The following is a 15457-nucleotide window of genomic DNA, read 5'->3' as shown; positions in this document are numbered from 1 at the left end:
CAGAATCTGGGTAACCGCTAACCTATATCGAGCGCGAGCTCTAGGGACAGCTTGGTCCGAGATTCCTTTTCGAGAGAAGCAGGGATAGACATGGCCCGATACGACGGCACGAACGGCAACGACACCTACAACGGCACCAACGACAGCGATCAGATCGCTGGCGGCGCGGGTGATGACGTCCTCAACGGGCTGGGCGGCGTCGACCAGATCTGGGGTGATGCGGGCGCCGACATCATCAATGGCGGCGACGGAGATGACTACCTCTATGCCGGCGGCGGCGACGATTCCGACACTTCGTCCGACCAACTGTTCGGCGGCACGGGTTTCGATCGTCTCTATGGCGGCTGGGGTGATCATTTCGATGGCGGCTCCAATCCGGCCAACCAGGGCGACTTCGCCTATGTGAACCTGACCAAGGCGACGACTTCGGTCATCTTCGACCTGAGCGCCGCACAGACCGGCAAGCAGGCGGTCACCGGCGGAGGCAGCATCGTCGGGGTCGAGGTTGGCGAAATCTGGACCGGCGCCTACAGCGATCGGGTCAAGGGCGCTTCGCTGGACGACAAGGTCCATGGCGGCGCGGGACATGACGCCCTCTATGGCGGCGACGGCGCCGACTACATGTACGGCCAGGCCGATCACGACAGCCTGCGCGGCGAGAGCGGCAATGATCACCTGCGCGGCGACGGCGGCCATGACCGCCTGATTGGCGGCGAAGGCTCCGACACCCTGTCGGGCGACCAGGAAGGGATCATGACCACCGACGGCGACGACCAGCTCGATGGCGGCGCCGGAAACGACTTCCTCTATGGCAACGGCGGCAATGACATCCTGATCGGCGGCGCCGGTGACGATGAACTGTGGGGCGGCGCGGGCGCTGACCGTTTCGCCTTCTCGGGAACCGTCCAAGGGACCGACAAGGTTCGCGATTTCTCGTCGGCGCAAGGCGATCGCTTCGACCTGGACGGCGGCCAGTTCACCGCCGCCGCCGCGGCCGCCAACGGCACGGTCCTGACCTGGGCCGGCGGCACGATCACCGTCGAGAACGTCACCGGACTCAGCCTGGCCGACTGGAACGCCCTGGTGGTCAAGGGCGCCAACACCGAGGTGCGCCTGACCAACGCCTTCGACAATATCCTGCGCTATGCGCCGACCAGCGATACGGACCGCGCTTGGATCAAGACCCTGTCGGGTCAGGTCGCCAGCGGCGCCAAGACCGAGGCGTCCGCGCTGAACGAGATCGTCCAGAAGGCGGACGCCTCGGCCGCCGTGGCGACGACCAACTACGCCTTCTTCACCGGCAAGACGCCGGGCGAGGGCGGCATGGACTATCTGCTGTCGCCGATCGGGCCGAACCCCAACAACCTCAACAGCGCCTACTACCAGGCGTTCAACGCCGAGAACCGCTACATCAACTTCGCGGTGAACCTGGGCCGTGACGGCGAAGGCAAGGCCGCCTTCCAGGCCGAGTACGGGGCCAAGACCTTGGCCCAGGCCACCAAGACCGCCTACGACAAGATCTTCGGCGCCAGCGCCGACGACGCCAAGGTGACCAGCCTGCTCGCCGACGGACGCGCGGCCTACTTCGCCTCCTACGGCGGCGACGGCCCCAACGGCCAAGGGACCAAGGCGGCCATGGTCGGCTGGTTGCTGGCTGAGGCGATGAAGGGCGATGCCGGCATGTACGCCAAGTCGAGCAACGCCTACTTCGTGGACATGGCCGATGGCGCGGCCTTCCATGTCGATCTGGTCGGCGCCTACGGCAAGCCGGAGTTCAACCTCTAAGGGCGGACTCCGAAGCGCCAAGAGAGGCGGCGGACACTGCGTCCGCCGCCTTTTTTGTTCCCGGCGTAGCGGCGTAGGATGACGGCGAGCAACGCAACTTCACCATCTTCGCGTTGTTAGATACGAACGGGTGCAGGGCGGACCGTGGGAGGCGCATTTCTTGTTCACGCGGCGCGGCTTGTTGGCTCAGCTGGGATTGATAGGGGCCGGGTTCGGCGCCGCCTGGACGCTTCGCGAGCAGCTATGGGTCGCCCCGCAGCTGGCGCCCGAGGGAACGGCTCAGACGTCAGGCTGGCTTCGGATCGTCGCCCCGCAGGCGGCGATCCTCATCACCGAAGGCTGGATCGGCCGCGAACGGGTCACGGTACTGATCGATACCGGCGCAGAGCGTTCGGTGATCCATGCGGCGGTCGCCGATCGGCTCGGTCTGGAGGCTCAGGCGGGCCTGCCCATGGCGGCGGTGGGACTTGGCGGCGGGGTCAGCTTCGGCGGTCGCACGCCTTTTGACTTGACGCTCGGGAGCCTCAGCCTCGTAGGCCTCAACGCCACCAAACTCGACCTGGGCCCCCTGGCGCAGGCCGGTGCCTTCGCCGCCGACGTGGTGCTGGGACGCGACGCGCTCAGCGCCATGGTCGTGACCCTGGACTTACCAAATCGGCGCCTGGCCCTGTCGATCTCGTCGCAAAGACCCAAGGGCTTGCGCGCCCGCTTTGGCGGCTCTCCTCTGACGGCCGAGGTGGATCTGGAGGGACGCGCCTTGCGCGCTCTGGTCGACAGCGGCGCTTCTGGTCACCTGACCCTCTCGCACGCCAAGGCTAGTGAGTACGGCCTTGCGGGGCGACCCGGGCGGGTTGATCAAAGCATTGTTTTAGGCGGGACCGTGAGGACGAAGTCTGTGCCCGTCAGCAGCCTTACGGTGGCGGGGCGCACCTTCGAAGATGTGGAGGTCAATGTTCTGCCTGACCAGCGCGTGCCCGGCGCGCCGGACGCCATCGTTGGTTTGGAGTGCTTCCGATCCGACCTTCTGACCTTTGACTTGGGCGCAGGAAGCATCGTTCGATCCGCCTCCGATAGTGGAGCGAGCAGGACGCTTGATGTACTCGTCGCCCCAACGGTTATAACGCAGTAAAGGGCTCGTCCGAGCCAGAGCGAGGCTGACAGTCTCTGCAGTGATCTCCAAAAATGCTCCGACGCGGTCGGAACTTGGGCCTCTCATCCAAGGTTGGGGGACACATCGCACGGGGGACCACAATGCAGCGAACTTCCGGTGACGGCGTATTCGGCCCGGCGATCGTCATCGGCGTGGCGCTGAGCGGCTTCTTTGACGGCATTTTGCTGCATCAGATCTTGCAGTGGCATCACCTGCTTAGCCTTGCCGAGGGGGCGCCCAAGGACATTGGCTTTCAGGTGCTGGCAGACGGGCTTTTTCACGCCTTGATGTACGCCGTGGCGATCGCTGGGCTCGCCTGGCTTTGGTCCGCTCGCAGGCATGTCAGCGCACCCGGCGCCGCTCGGTGGCTTTTTGCGGGTGCGCTTATTGGCTTTGGCGGTTGGAATCTGGCCGACGTCGGTCTCTTCCACTGGATTCTCAATTTACACCATGTCCGCCTGGACACGCCTGACTGGCTGGCATGGGATCTGATCTGGTTCGTCGGCCTTGGATTAGCTCCGACGCTATGGGGTTTGCTTGCCCTTCGCGGGAGGGGCGGCAGGCGCGGCCACGGTATCGCGGCATGTTTGGCTCTGCTCGCCGTCGGTGGGGCTGTGTGGAGCTCGGCGCCGCCGCCCGCGAGCAACCGTGTCATGGTGATCTTTGCACCAGGCGTGAGCCAAGTGGCGATGATGGACGCCGTAGCCGTCGTCAACGGCCGGCTCATTGATGTTGCTCACGGAGCCATGGTGATCGAGCTTGCTGAGCCGCACCGCGCCTGGGCGCTCTATGCCCAAGGCGCGCTCATGGTGTCATCGGCCGGCCCGTCCGGCTGCTTAGGGTGGACAAAGATCGCCTAGACCCGCGGCAGCTTGGCGCCTCGCTGTCATTTGACGGAAGCTTTGTTCGAGCCCGCGCAACTCCGGGCAAGTGCTGTGAGTTCACAACCATAAGGTGCGGGCGTGGGGGCGGGGTGGACGATGCGTATCCCCGGCGCCCCGGAGGAAGGGCATGACCGAAAAGGCGCGCGTAGCTGCGCTCAAGGCCTACGGAATACTGGACACCGAGCCGGAGCCTGGCTTCGACGCCATCGCGCGTCTGGCCAGCCGCCTCTTCAACGCGCCATACGCCATGGTCTCCTTGGCCGATGCTGAGCGGCAATGGTTCAAAGCCAAGATCGGGCTCGACGCGCCGCAGGCGGCCCGCGACCTGGCCTTCTGCCGTCACGCCCTGGATTTACCGCCGGGCGAGGTCCTGCTGATCGAGGACACCGCCCTTGACGCCCGGTTCGCAGACAACCCTCTGGTCCACGGCCCATCGAGCATGCGCTTCTACGCCGGGGCGCTGATCAGCGACGCCCAAGGCGTCAATCTGGGGACGGTGTGCGTAATCGACACCAAGCCCAGGTCACGCCCGTCTGACGACCAAATCCAAGGCCTGCGGGACCTTGCGCGTCTCGCCATGGCTGAGCTCGAACGGCGGGTTGCGCAGGCGAAGCTCGATGAGGAGCGTCGGCTTTCCCAGATGGCCGAATCCCTCGCGGCCGCAGGACGATGGCGCTTTGACGCCGACACTCAAGCGATGACCTGGAGCGAGGGGGCCGTCGCGCTTTTGGGGGAGGCCGTCCGGGGCCGCAGCGCAGCTGAAGTGGTGGCGGCCTTGCAGCTTAGCCAGCGCGAGGCGCTCGAAGGACTGGCGCGTGAAGCGTTGCAGAACGGCGCGGCGTTCGAACATGAGATCAGCTATGTGCGCGATGGCGAGCAACGCGTGGCGGTCGTGCGAGCGACGCGAGAGCTTGGTCCTGACGGCAAGACCCTCGGTTTGACCGGCGTCATCCAGGATGTCACCGACCGCCACCAGGTCCTCCGGGGCCTGCGGCGCGCGCGCGAGCGCTATCAGCTGCTGACCGACAACATGGCCGATGTGGTCACGCGTGTGCGGTTTGATGGCGCGAGCAATTACATCTCGCCGGCGGTGGAGGCGCTTCTAGGCTATCGCCCCGAGGACATGGCGGGTCGAACGGCGCTTGATTTCGTCTTCCCCGCCGACCTGGCCTTGGTGCAGGACGCGTTCGCGCGGCTTTCAGCCGGCGAAGAGGTGATCACGGTGCAGCACCGCGCCCGCCACCGCGATGGCCATCCAGTCTGGGTAAAGTCGCGCATGCGTCTGGTGCGCGACGCCTCCGGAGCGCCCAGCGAGGTCGTCACGGTGATCCGAGACATCGCCGAAAGACGGGCCCTCGAGGCGCGTCTACGCGCCAGCGAGCTTCGCGCCCGCGAGGTCATCGATAACGCCTATGAGGCGATCATCACGGTTGATCACGAAGGGCGGGTTCTCGATTGGAACCGCATGGCGGAGCGGGTGTTCGGCTGGGCGGCTCAGGAAACGGTGGGCCGACCCTTGGTCGATTTCATCGTGCCCGAGCGCTACGCGCAGGCCCGCACCCAAGGTCTCCGTTCTTTCCTCGAGACACGCCAGGGTGAAGTTGCTGATCAGCGTCTGGAGCTGATCGCATTGCGCAAAGATGGTGAGGAGTTTCCCATCGAGGTCGCCGTCAGCGCTGCCGAGACGCCGGAGGGCTGGCGCTATACGGCCCTCCTGCGCGACATCACTGACCGCAAGGCCCAGACCGAGGCCTTCGAAAACGCCTTCAATCACGCCGCCGTGGGCATGGCGCAGGTGGATCTCGAAGGTCGCTATGAGCGGGTCAACAAGGCCTTTTGCGACATCACCGGCTATTCGGAGCCGGAGGCGCTCGGGCTCGACTTCCAGTCAATCACCCATCCAGAAGATCTGGGCGGGGACCTGGAACGCCTGGACCAGTTGCGCTCGGGCGAAGCCGACAGCTTCGTTGTCGACAAGCGCTACATCCGCAAGGACGGCCAGGTGGTGTGGGTAAGCCTTTCGGTCTCAGTCGTACGGGCGGAAGATGGGCGCCGCGCTACTTCCTCTCACAAGTGCAGGACCAGACCGCGCGTGTCTTGGCGCAGATGGCGCTGGAGCGTCAGACAGAAAGCCTGTCCAGCCTCACCGCGCAGCTCTCCGCCGCCCGCGACGCCGCCGAGGCCGCCAATCAAGCCAAGTCGGAGTTCTTGGCCAATATGAGCCACGAGCTTCGCACGCCCCTGAACGGGGTGATCGGGTTTTCGCGGCTCTTGGCCGACAGCCGTGATCTGACGCCGGAAGACCGGCGCAAGGTTGGGCTCATCCGCGGGGCCGGCGAGGCGCTCAATGGGCTGATCAACGACGTGCTCGACTTCTCCAAGCTGGAGGCCGGCGCCGTCCAACTCGAGGCGCTCACTTTCAACTTCAACGACATGATCTCCGAGGCCATGTCGATGGTCGAGCCTCAGGCCCAGGAGCGACGGGTGCGGCTGCGGCTCGAAGGCGATGATCCTGGGGCCGTGCTGGGGGACAAGTATCGCCTTCGCCAGGTGGTCCTCAACTATCTCTCCAACGCCGTGAAGTTCACCGCCGACGGTGAGGTGGTGGCGCGCGTGGAGGCGAGCCCGCAAGGTGGCGAGGCCACGACGGTCCGCGTGAGCATCGTCGACCAAGGGGTCGGCATCGCCCCCGAAAAGCTCGCCAATCTCTTCAAGCGGTTCTCGCAGGCGGACCAGTCGGTGACGCGGACCTTTGGCGGGACCGGACTTGGCTTGGCCATTTCACGCGAGCTGATGGAGCTGATGGGCGGCAGCGTCGGCGCGCAAAGCACCGTCGGCGAGGGATCCACTTTTTGGCTCGAGGCGACGTTGCCGCGCGGGCAGGCCCCCGCCTCCCAAGACAAGGCGTGGCGAGGCCGGTCCGTCTATCCAGGACGCAAGGTTCTGGTGGTGGACGATGTGGAGCTCAATCGCGAACTCATTCATGCGCTTCTGCTCCAGCGCGAGTGCGAGGTGGAGCTTGTCGAGGATGGACAACAGGCCGTCGACCGGGTCGCCAGCGCAGACTTCGACCTTGTGCTGATGGACATCCACATGCCGGTCATGGACGGCTTGGCCGCGACCGAGGCGATAAGGGCGAGCGGCAAGACAGATCTTCCCATCGTGGCGCTTACCGCCAGCGGGGGCCCCGAGCAGGTGGAGCGCTGCTTGGAGGCGGGGATGGACGGCCACCTGCTCAAGCCTGTGTCGCCTGAGGAGCTCGACCGCTCGTTGCGCAGGGCGTTCCTGGGTCAGGGGCAAAAGGAGGCGGGGCACTCAGGCACGTCCGCCGAGGGCGGATCTCGCCAAAGCGACGGGGAGCGCGATCGCGCGGCGCGCACGAACTTCGAGGCGGCGATGGGTCCGGTTGCGACCCTTAAAATGGTGCGAATGGCTCGAGCCGGACTTGAGGAACGCTTCAAGACCGATGAGCTGGAAGTCCTGAAGTCAGAAGCGCATAAAACCGCAGGGTCCGCAGGAAGTATCGGCCTGGGCGAACTGGGAGCGGCGGCAAGGGCGCTGGAGACGGCGATCGACAACGGCGTCAGCGCCCAAGCGGCGCTGGATAAGCTGCGGGACCAAACAAAGGCCGCCATCGCCATCCTGTTGGAATGGGAAGACCGACTGGCCGCCGAAGATCGCGAGTAACCAGTATACAGCACCAGAGAGCTCTTGAGCCGACGGTGAACTGCACGTCCAGCCGGGCGGCCGCGGAGTGTCAGGCTGGCGGGCCAAGGCAGTGTGTCGATCCGGCCTTGATCACATCGCGCCCGTGAGCGGTTCGGCGCGCCCCTATGGGCTGCTGCCGCAGGGCGCTAGGCGCGAAGAGTGTTCGAAGATCTACCCGGCGCTGGAGGCGTTCTTTGGGTTGCTCGACGAGAAGCCGGCCTCGAACGACGAGCCGGACGCGACGCCCCTGACGGCGGCCCGCGGAGAGGTGGTCTTCGAAGGTGTGACCCACTGGATCGCGGACCGCACCGACCTTGGCGTTTTCGACATCGACCTTGCGGCGCGGCCGGGCGAGGTGATCGCGCTGGTGGGCGGCTCAGGCGCGGGCAAGACCAGCTTGATGGTCCTCCTCCAGCGCCTGCGCGATCCCGACCTTGGGCGGATCTGCACCGACGGACGCGACATCCGAAAGCTGACCTTGGACTCGCTTCGCCGCTCTGTGGCGGTGGTGTTCCAGGACGCTGGCCTGTTCAACCGGTCTATCGCCGACAACCTGCGCATCGCGCGCCCCGAGGCGACCGAGGCCCAGATGCTCGCGGCGCTTGAAGCGGCCGAAGCCAGCGATTTCGTCAAGGACAAGCTTGGCGGCCTGCAGTTCGTCATCGGCGAGCGCGGCCAGCTGCTGTCGGGCGGCGAGCGTCAAAGGCTCGCCATCGCGCGCGCCATCTTGAAGGACGCGCCCATCCTCATCCTGGACGAGGCGACCAGCGCCCTGGACACAGTCACTGAGCGCAAGGTCAAGCTTGCGCTGGACCACGCCGCGCGCGGCCGTACGACCTTCGTCATTGCTCACCGGCTGTCGACCATCATCGACGCCGACCAAATCCTCGTGCTCGACAAAGGCAGGATCGTCGAGCGTGGTGATTTCGCCTCGCTCATGGCGCTTGACGGCCGTTTCGCCGCGCTCGCGCGCGAAAGCGGCCTTGAGCCCCCGAGGCTCGAGCAGGCGGCGTGAGGGCGTCGACATCACTCAGGCTAAGGTGAGCGTGCGTAGCAGCCGGTGCGTGGGTGGGAGTGCTTAGCTGCGGGATCGAAGGCGCTAAGCTCGCGGTCTCGAAATATCGGATCCTCGACGGCGCGCCAAATTTTGCGTTGGTGGCGATCCGCAGCTGGAGGAACGGCAGCCGGCGCCCAATGTCGGGGCCGGCATGAGACATTTGCGTCCGCCGCGAGGATGGATCAGGCCGCCCAGGCCTCCACTGGCGCGCCGCCTACACCGGCAAGGCCGATCTGGTCACCGACCTGATCTTCCATCGCTTCGTAGTAGCGACCCACATGGAAGGTTGAGCCCAGGGACAGGATGTATCCGACCATGGCCGCCTTGGCCCCCAGGCCGCCGCCGCCCAAGGCGCTGAAGTATCCCTCTTGCGACGCGATGTAGCGTTGGGCGGCGGCCACATCGACGCCAGCGGCTTGAGCCTCGTTGACGCCGATGATGGCCTCGTAAGCCTTGGCGATCGCATCAGAGAAGCTCATCGCGCCGTAGGCGCTTTCAAAGGCGGCGCGGCCCTCGCCGTTCTTGCCCAGATTGACCGCGAAATTGATGTAGCGGTTCTCGACGCTGAAGGCGGCGTAATAGGGATCGGTCAGGTCGTTGGGATTGTCCGGTGAATCGATCAGCCAGACGAGACCTTCGTCGGTTGGGGGCGAGCCAGTGAAGAAACGATAGGCGTCGCTGGCCACGCCGAAGGTCGGTGCGGACAGCTCGACAATGCGCTCGATCGCCTCCTGCGGCGTGATCAGCCCGGCCGTCAACTGCGCCTGGATAGCGCTCAGCGCCTGAGCCGCCTCATAGACGGGGTTCGGCACGACACGTCCGTCGGCCAGGGTGAGGGTCGAAGACTGAGCCTTGTCTCCGGAAAGGTCGACGCCGACAACGCCGCTGACGGCTTGAACGAAACCTGGGCCCGAGCCCGGCTGGGGCGCAGGGGGTTGAGGCTCGGGATCCGGCTCGGGTTGCGGCTGGACCCGCACGACGATAGCCTTGTCGCTGGAGTTGACGCCGTCGGTGGCTGTCACGATCAGATCGTAGGCGTTGTCCCCGCCCGCATCCTTGGGCGCCGCGAAGCTCGGCGTCTCCAAGAAGCGCACTTGGCCCGAGGGGCTTATGGAGAAATACGCCGCGTCAGCGCCGCGGAGGGTGAAGCTGATGGTCTCGCCGGTGGTGTCGCGATCGGTCGCAGTGGCGGTGTAGACGACAGCCTGGGCGGAAACACCTTCGATAACGGCGGCCTGCGGAGACGAGGTGATCACTGGGGCGACGTCGTTGCGGTCCGTGACCGTGACGCTCAGCGTCTGGCGGCTCGCGAGACCGCCGGCGGCCGAGGGGCCATCGGCCGCTTCGACTTCGACGCTGTAGATGTTCGTCGTCTGGCCGCTCGCTGGCGCCTCGAAGTCCGGAGCGGTGCGGAACCTCAATTCTCCAGTGGTGTCGTCAATGGCGAACAGCGCCGCGTCCGCTCCCCCGACAATCGCATAGCGGATGGTGCTGGCCGCGTCCGGATCGAGTGCGCGCACGGTGGTCACAAGCGTGCTCCCCTCGCCCACACTTGCCGCGCCCAAGGCCGCCCCTCCGTTGGAGGTGATCTTCGGGGCCTCGTTGACGTCTTCGATCATCAGTCGCAGGTCGTGGCCCACTGCAGCGGAGCCTTGCAGGCCCAGGTCCTGCGCCATCACGCGAACGTCGAGGTGCGGCTGGGTCTCGAAATCGAGCTCGACGCCGGCCTTGAGATAAAGAACGCCGCCGTCGATCTCGAACTTCGCCGCATCCGTTCCGCTGACGCTGAGCGTATTGGCCCCAAGCGCGTCATCGGCGACGACGATGTCGGCCACCTTGATCCGGCTTGAGATGTCGGCGTCCTCGGCGATCGTGGCGAGGTTGCTCAAGCTTACGCCGCTGGGAGCATCATTGGCGTCTTCGACTGTGATCGTAAGCCCGCTGGCGGTGGTGTTTTGACCATCGCTTGCGGTGACGGTCAGAACGTAAGTGTTGTCGCCGTCCGCATCGCTTGGCGCCTCGAAGTCTGGAGAGGCCCGAAAGCGTACCGCGCCGGCGCCGTCGATGGTGAAGCGCCCGGCGTCAGCGCCGCCAATTGAGAAGGTGATCGGGCCGCCGGCCGTATCGAGGTCCGTCGCCGTCACCTGGTGCGCGATGGCCCCAGTCGCGATCTTTTCGGCCACCGTGGAGCTGTTGCTCGAGGTGATAACCGGCGCGTTGTCATTGACGTCGGTGACGCTGACGGTGAGGTCCTGAATGTCGGCGAAAGTCCCATCGGAGACCTTGATCTTCACAGCATAGCTGTTGGTCCCTGCAGCGCTGCCCGGCTGCTCGAAGTCAGGCGCAGTAACGAAGACAAGTTCACCCGTCGCAGGGTTGATCGAGAACTTCGCCGCGTCGGCGCCGCCATCGATGCTCCAGATCAGGCTGGCCCCGGCGTCAGGGTCGACAGCGGTCATGCCGGCCACCGCGGTGGCGTTTTCCGTCACGTTGACTGAGCCCGCGCCGCCGCCTTGGTGTGACGTGATCCTCGGCGCCTCGTTGGCGTCGGCGATGGGAAGATTCAGGGTGGCTTGCACCGGGCTCGAGCCGACCACGGCCGCATCGCTTGCGACCACGCGGACGTTCAGACTTGGCTTGGCCTCAAAATCCAAGGCGGCGCCCGCCTTGAGGTAAAGCGCGCCGCCCCAAATCTCGAAGAGGGCGGCATCGGTTCCGGCGAGGCTAAGGCCGTTTGTTCCCAGAGCATCGTCCGCCACAACGATGTCGGCGACCTTGATGCGCGCGCTGGTGTCAGCGTCCTCGCTGAGGCTTGCGACATTGACCAAGGCGACGTTCGTGGGCGCGTCGTTAGCGTCCTCGACCGTGACGGTCAGACCGCGCGACGATGAATTGACGCCATCGCTGGCGATGATCGTAAGCTCGAAGTCGTTGTCGCCGTCCGCATCTGCGGCGGCTTCGAAATCGGGCGATGAGCGGAAACGCAAAGCACCGGCGGCATCGATGGTGAACCGCCCCGCGTCAGCGCCGCCGAGGGAATAGCTGATCGCCCCCCCGACGGTGTCGATGTCCGTGGCGGACACCTGCGCCACAACCGTGGTTGGGGCGATGTTTTCGCTCACCGTCACTTGGTCCGGACTGGTGATCTGAGGTGCGTTGTCGTTGACGTCGGTCACTGTGACCGTGATGGCCTGCTGGCCAACAAGGGCGCCGTCGGAAACGCTAATGGTGACCGCGTAGACGTTCGTCCCCGCGGCGCTGGCCGGCTGTTCGAAATCTGGCGCGTCCTTGAAGCGAAGTTCGCCTGTCGCCGCGTCGATGATGAACTTGGCGGCGTCGGCTCCGCCAGAGATGGACCAGGAGAGCGTGTCGCCTGCGTCCGGGTCCGAGGCCGTCAGCGTGGCGACCGTCGTTGAGTTCTCTGCAACGCTCGTGGAGGCTGACGCGCCTCCCCCCAAAGCCGTGATCGACGGCGCCTCATTGACGTCGGTCACGCTGATTGTGACGGTCTTGGGCGCGCTGACGTTTCCATTCGCGTCGGTGGCGATGACATTGACGAGCAAGGTCTTGGGGCCTGCTTCGAAGTCGGGCGCGGCTTTGAAGGACAGCGCGCCGGTCGCAGGGTCGATGACCACCAACTGATTGTGCGCGTGGGCGCCAGCCCCTGTGACAAGGGCGTATGTGATGGTCTCGCCTTCAGCGTCGGTAGCGGCCAAGGTTCCTATGAGGGTCTGGTTCTCCGCAGCGCTGAACGTCTGGCCATCAGCGATCACAGGCGAGGCGTTCGGCGGCGGCGCGATCGCGATTGTGTCCACATCCGTGGCCGAGCCATCGCTCGTCCGGATTGTCAGCGTGGCGCCCGTGAACTGTCCTGAAGGCGGCTCATAGACGACGCTCTGTAGCCACGTGTTCAGCTGAGGCAGCGTCAGGGTCTTGGTGAGGCTGCTGCTCGCCGGACCGTCGGTGGCCGTCAACACACCGGCAGACACGCTCAAGGTCACGGTCGTCGGCCGGGTGAAATAGTCCTGATCGGTGATGCTGATCGCGTTGGCGCCGGTGAACTCAACCTTGCGATCAGCGTCGAGCGCCACGCTTTGCGGGACGTTGTTCACCGGGCGATAAAGCCCAAGATCGCCTTCTTGGAGCGTGATCGTGGACTGGCCCACGGTTTGCCCAAGATTGTAGGTCGCGCCCAAGGATTGGCCGACTCCGATGATCGCTTTGCCCCGCAGGTCGGGGACGGCGAAGTTGGTCACGCCGTCGCCGCCAAAGGTGTTGATGACCAGCGAGTAGAGCGCCTGATAGTCGCCGATGGACAAAATGCGTCCATCGAGAGGAATCCAGCCTGCGCTGGGACCGTCTCCGGCAAAAGCGCGGATCTCGCCGACCGTGACGTCTTCAGCATAGAGGCCGCTGTCGCGGCTTGGGTACATGCCGTAGGCGGCGATGTAATAGTTGACGGCGAGGCTCGGGCTTAGATTGTTGATCGGCGCGCCCTGTCCATCGCGCCCCTCGGGCATGTTGGCCTGGGTGATGGTGATCGTGTCCGAGCCGACGGTTTCGCCAAGCTCAAGGCCCGCAGCGCTGTTGACGCCAATGGCGGTCCGGCCCGTCATGTCGGGCAGATTAAAGGTGGTCGCCGAGGCGCCGTAGGTGTCGCCCAACTTCTGATAGAGCGCTGGATAGTCGGTCTTGTTTAGGGCCCTTCCGTCGGCGGGCAAAAACCCTTGAGGGTTGAAGCTTCCTGCGAACTGCGCCAGCTCGCCGGCCATGCCGTCGTCATCCCCCACGCGGACAAGCCATTTGAGGGTCAGTTGCGGTTGGTTATTGGACAGGCTTTGTCCCTGTCCGCCAGCGTAGGCTGGAAGGACGTTCCTGGTGACGGTCAGCTGGTCGACGCCGCTGATCGTTCCAACGGCTCCGGCCGCCCCGCCGTCGTCCACCGACACTCGACCGGCCAGATCGGGAAGGCGGAAACTCGTCTGGCCGTTACCGCCAAAGTTTATGCCAAGTATGCTATAGAGCGCGACGTTTGGGCTGACCGGTAGGGTCTGGCCTGACGCCAGCATAGCGTCCTCGCCGCCGGCGAAGGCGAAGCTCGCGGTTCGAACAAAGCCCAGCGTATAGCCGTTATAGCCAAGCTCTCCTTCATCGCGCGAGGGGTAGGCACCTTGCGTCTGGATATATTGGGCCAGAACTAAGGAAGGCTGGATGTTATTAAGGGCCATATCGAACCTTCGCCGAAGGGGCGGTCCTAGCGTTAACCATTAGAGTAATGATCCGCACGAGCGTAGATCATCGCCTATCTATCGCTTATCGCCGCCAAGAGTGTACGTCCATGGCTAATGCGACGACTGCATACCTTAACCGTTGAGCTTAACTCTACTGTGCGAATGGGACACGTTGTTTTCTATCTGGGCGAACGTTGTTCTGCGGCCGGCTATGTATGATGGCGTCGTTTTGCTTAGCGCGGCAGAGGCGCTGTTACCCAAATTGAGGGATCCGCGTTCGGCGAGACGGCGGCGTCGCTACGGCGTCTGTCGCGCCTCGCCGCCCGCCAGACGCGTCACGGCCATGTGCCAGGTGACATTGCCCAGGGTGCGCATGATGTCCGGGAGCGTCTCTACCGCCAGGAGGATTGGCAGAACCTGGATCGGAACGCCCATCGCCAGGCACACAGGCGCGATGGTGGCGAAGAAGTTGACCTGCGCCGGCAAGCCGACAGCCGCCAAGCTGACGGGCGCGGCGATCAACACGCCGATAGCGACCATCCCCGGGGCGATCGCGACCCCATGCAGATGGGCGAGCCAGACCGCCACGGCGATATTGGCCGCCGCGCTCGACATCCTGAAGATCGAGACCGCCAAGGGTAGGACGACACCGGCTCCTGGTCCCGCGCCCAGCTGAGGAACGGCGTTGACCATGGCAGGCAGACAGGCGAGCGACGACTGGGTGCCCAGCGCCAGGGCCTGAACCGGCAGGGCGGCGCGCACAAGGCGCATGGGCGAGGTGCGGGTCGCCAGCGGCAGCACCACATAGGCTGCCAGGCTCACCGCCAGGCAGGCCATGCATACGGTGGCCACATAGCTGACAAGCGCGCCAGCCACCCCGGCGCCGAAACTCGCTCCTACCGACAGCGCCAGGCCGAAGACCCCCAACGGCCCGATGAGCAGCACCCAGCGGACAATGACGAGCATGCTTGCGACCACGGCCTGGAAGAAGCGCACGAGCAGGTCGCGCAGCGAGGCCTCGATACGATCGGCGGCCAGCCCAAAAATCAGCCCGAAGATCACCAGTGGAGCCATGGCCATTTCGGCCGCGGCCTTCACGGGGTTTGCTGGGATGAGCCCCCGATACCAGGGCGCGTCGCCGGCTGACGGCGCGGGCATGGGCGCGGTCACCTGGCCGATCAGGCCGCTGGCCCCTGGTCCAAGCGGCCATGCGGTCATGAAGAGCCAGGCCGTCAGCGCCGAGAGCGCGCAGGCGCCGACCAGCAGCACAGCGAACCAGACCGCCGCGCGAGCCGCGATGGCGCCTTGTGCGCCGCTCGCGCCGGCGGACGCGATGCCGGTCACCAGCAGCCCGAAGACCAGGGGCACGACCGTCATGGTCAGGGCGTCCAGCCAGATCTGGCCGACGCTCGCGCCGACGGCCAGGACGGTCGCCGCGACGGGTGTGTCCAGGCGCGCAAGCGCGGCGCCGGTGAGGATCCCGGCGATCAGGCCAGCCAGCAGGCGGGTGGACATGGTGTTGAAGGCGGCGAAACCGCGTCGGCCTCGTGGTTCCTGTCGGAGCGGCTCGCCGCTGTTGCTCGGCGATGCTGGCGGCGTCTGCTGGCTCATGACCTATTGAACGCCACGGGTGCGCGGCGGC

8 protein-coding genes are annotated in these 15457 nt (G+C 65.4%); 6 read left to right on the top strand and 2 right to left on the bottom strand.

Annotated elements, in window-relative coordinates:
• The first annotated feature begins 90 nt into the window (after window positions 1-90).
• The 6 genes from ABOZ73_RS08805 (at window position 91) to ABOZ73_RS08780 (ending at window position 8542) form a co-directional block, all read left to right on the top strand.
• The gene (locus ABOZ73_RS08805; RefSeq protein WP_369062373.1) at window positions 91-1785 is read left to right on the top strand and encodes a hypothetical protein; all 1695 of its coding nucleotides are present in this window, start codon (window positions 91-93) and stop codon (window positions 1783-1785) included.
• A gap of 130 nt (window positions 1786-1915) precedes the next feature.
• Window positions 1916-2914, top strand: a complete 999-nt coding sequence (locus ABOZ73_RS08800) for an aspartyl protease family protein (RefSeq protein WP_369062372.1) — start codon at window positions 1916-1918, stop codon at window positions 2912-2914.
• Between the two features lie 122 nt (window positions 2915-3036).
• Entirely contained in the window at window positions 3037-3795 is a 759-nt protein-coding gene (locus ABOZ73_RS08795) for a DUF2243 domain-containing protein (protein WP_369062371.1), read from the top strand.
• 151 nt (window positions 3796-3946) lie between these two features.
• Window positions 3947-6040, top strand: a complete 2094-nt coding sequence (locus ABOZ73_RS08790) for a PAS domain S-box protein (protein WP_369062370.1) — start codon at window positions 3947-3949, stop codon at window positions 6038-6040.
• Window positions 5926-7506, top strand: a complete 1581-nt coding sequence (locus ABOZ73_RS08785) for a response regulator (protein WP_369062369.1) — start codon at window positions 5926-5928, stop codon at window positions 7504-7506. The genes ABOZ73_RS08790 and ABOZ73_RS08785 overlap by 115 nt, the downstream gene beginning before the upstream one ends.
• A 124-nt stretch (window positions 7507-7630) precedes the next feature.
• Entirely contained in the window at window positions 7631-8542 is a 912-nt protein-coding gene (locus ABOZ73_RS08780; RefSeq protein WP_369062368.1) for an ATP-binding cassette domain-containing protein, read from the top strand.
• A 224-nt stretch (window positions 8543-8766) separates the two neighbouring features.
• On the opposite strand, the gene ABOZ73_RS08775 is transcribed toward ABOZ73_RS08780, so the two are convergent.
• Together ABOZ73_RS08775 and ABOZ73_RS08770 are read right to left on the bottom strand one after the other, a co-directional pair.
• Window positions 8767-13812 carry a cadherin domain-containing protein gene (locus ABOZ73_RS08775; protein ID WP_369062367.1) on the bottom strand — a complete coding sequence of 1682 codons (5046 nt, stop codon included), beginning with the start codon at window positions 13810-13812 and terminating at the stop codon, window positions 8767-8769.
• A gap of 300 nt (window positions 13813-14112) precedes the next feature.
• Window positions 14113-15330: a dicarboxylate/amino acid:cation symporter gene (locus ABOZ73_RS08770; RefSeq protein ID WP_369062366.1), complete on the bottom strand. Its 1218-nt coding sequence runs from the start codon at window positions 15328-15330 to the stop codon at window positions 14113-14115.
• Window positions 15331-15457 lie beyond the last annotated feature (127 nt).

Source organism: Caulobacter sp. 73W, assembly GCF_041021955.1.
In the GTDB taxonomy this organism is placed as follows: Bacteria; Pseudomonadota; Alphaproteobacteria; order Caulobacterales; family Caulobacteraceae; genus Caulobacter.
The sequence above is the reverse complement of the archived record's forward strand: the minus strand, read 5'-3'. Positions and strand labels throughout refer to the sequence as shown.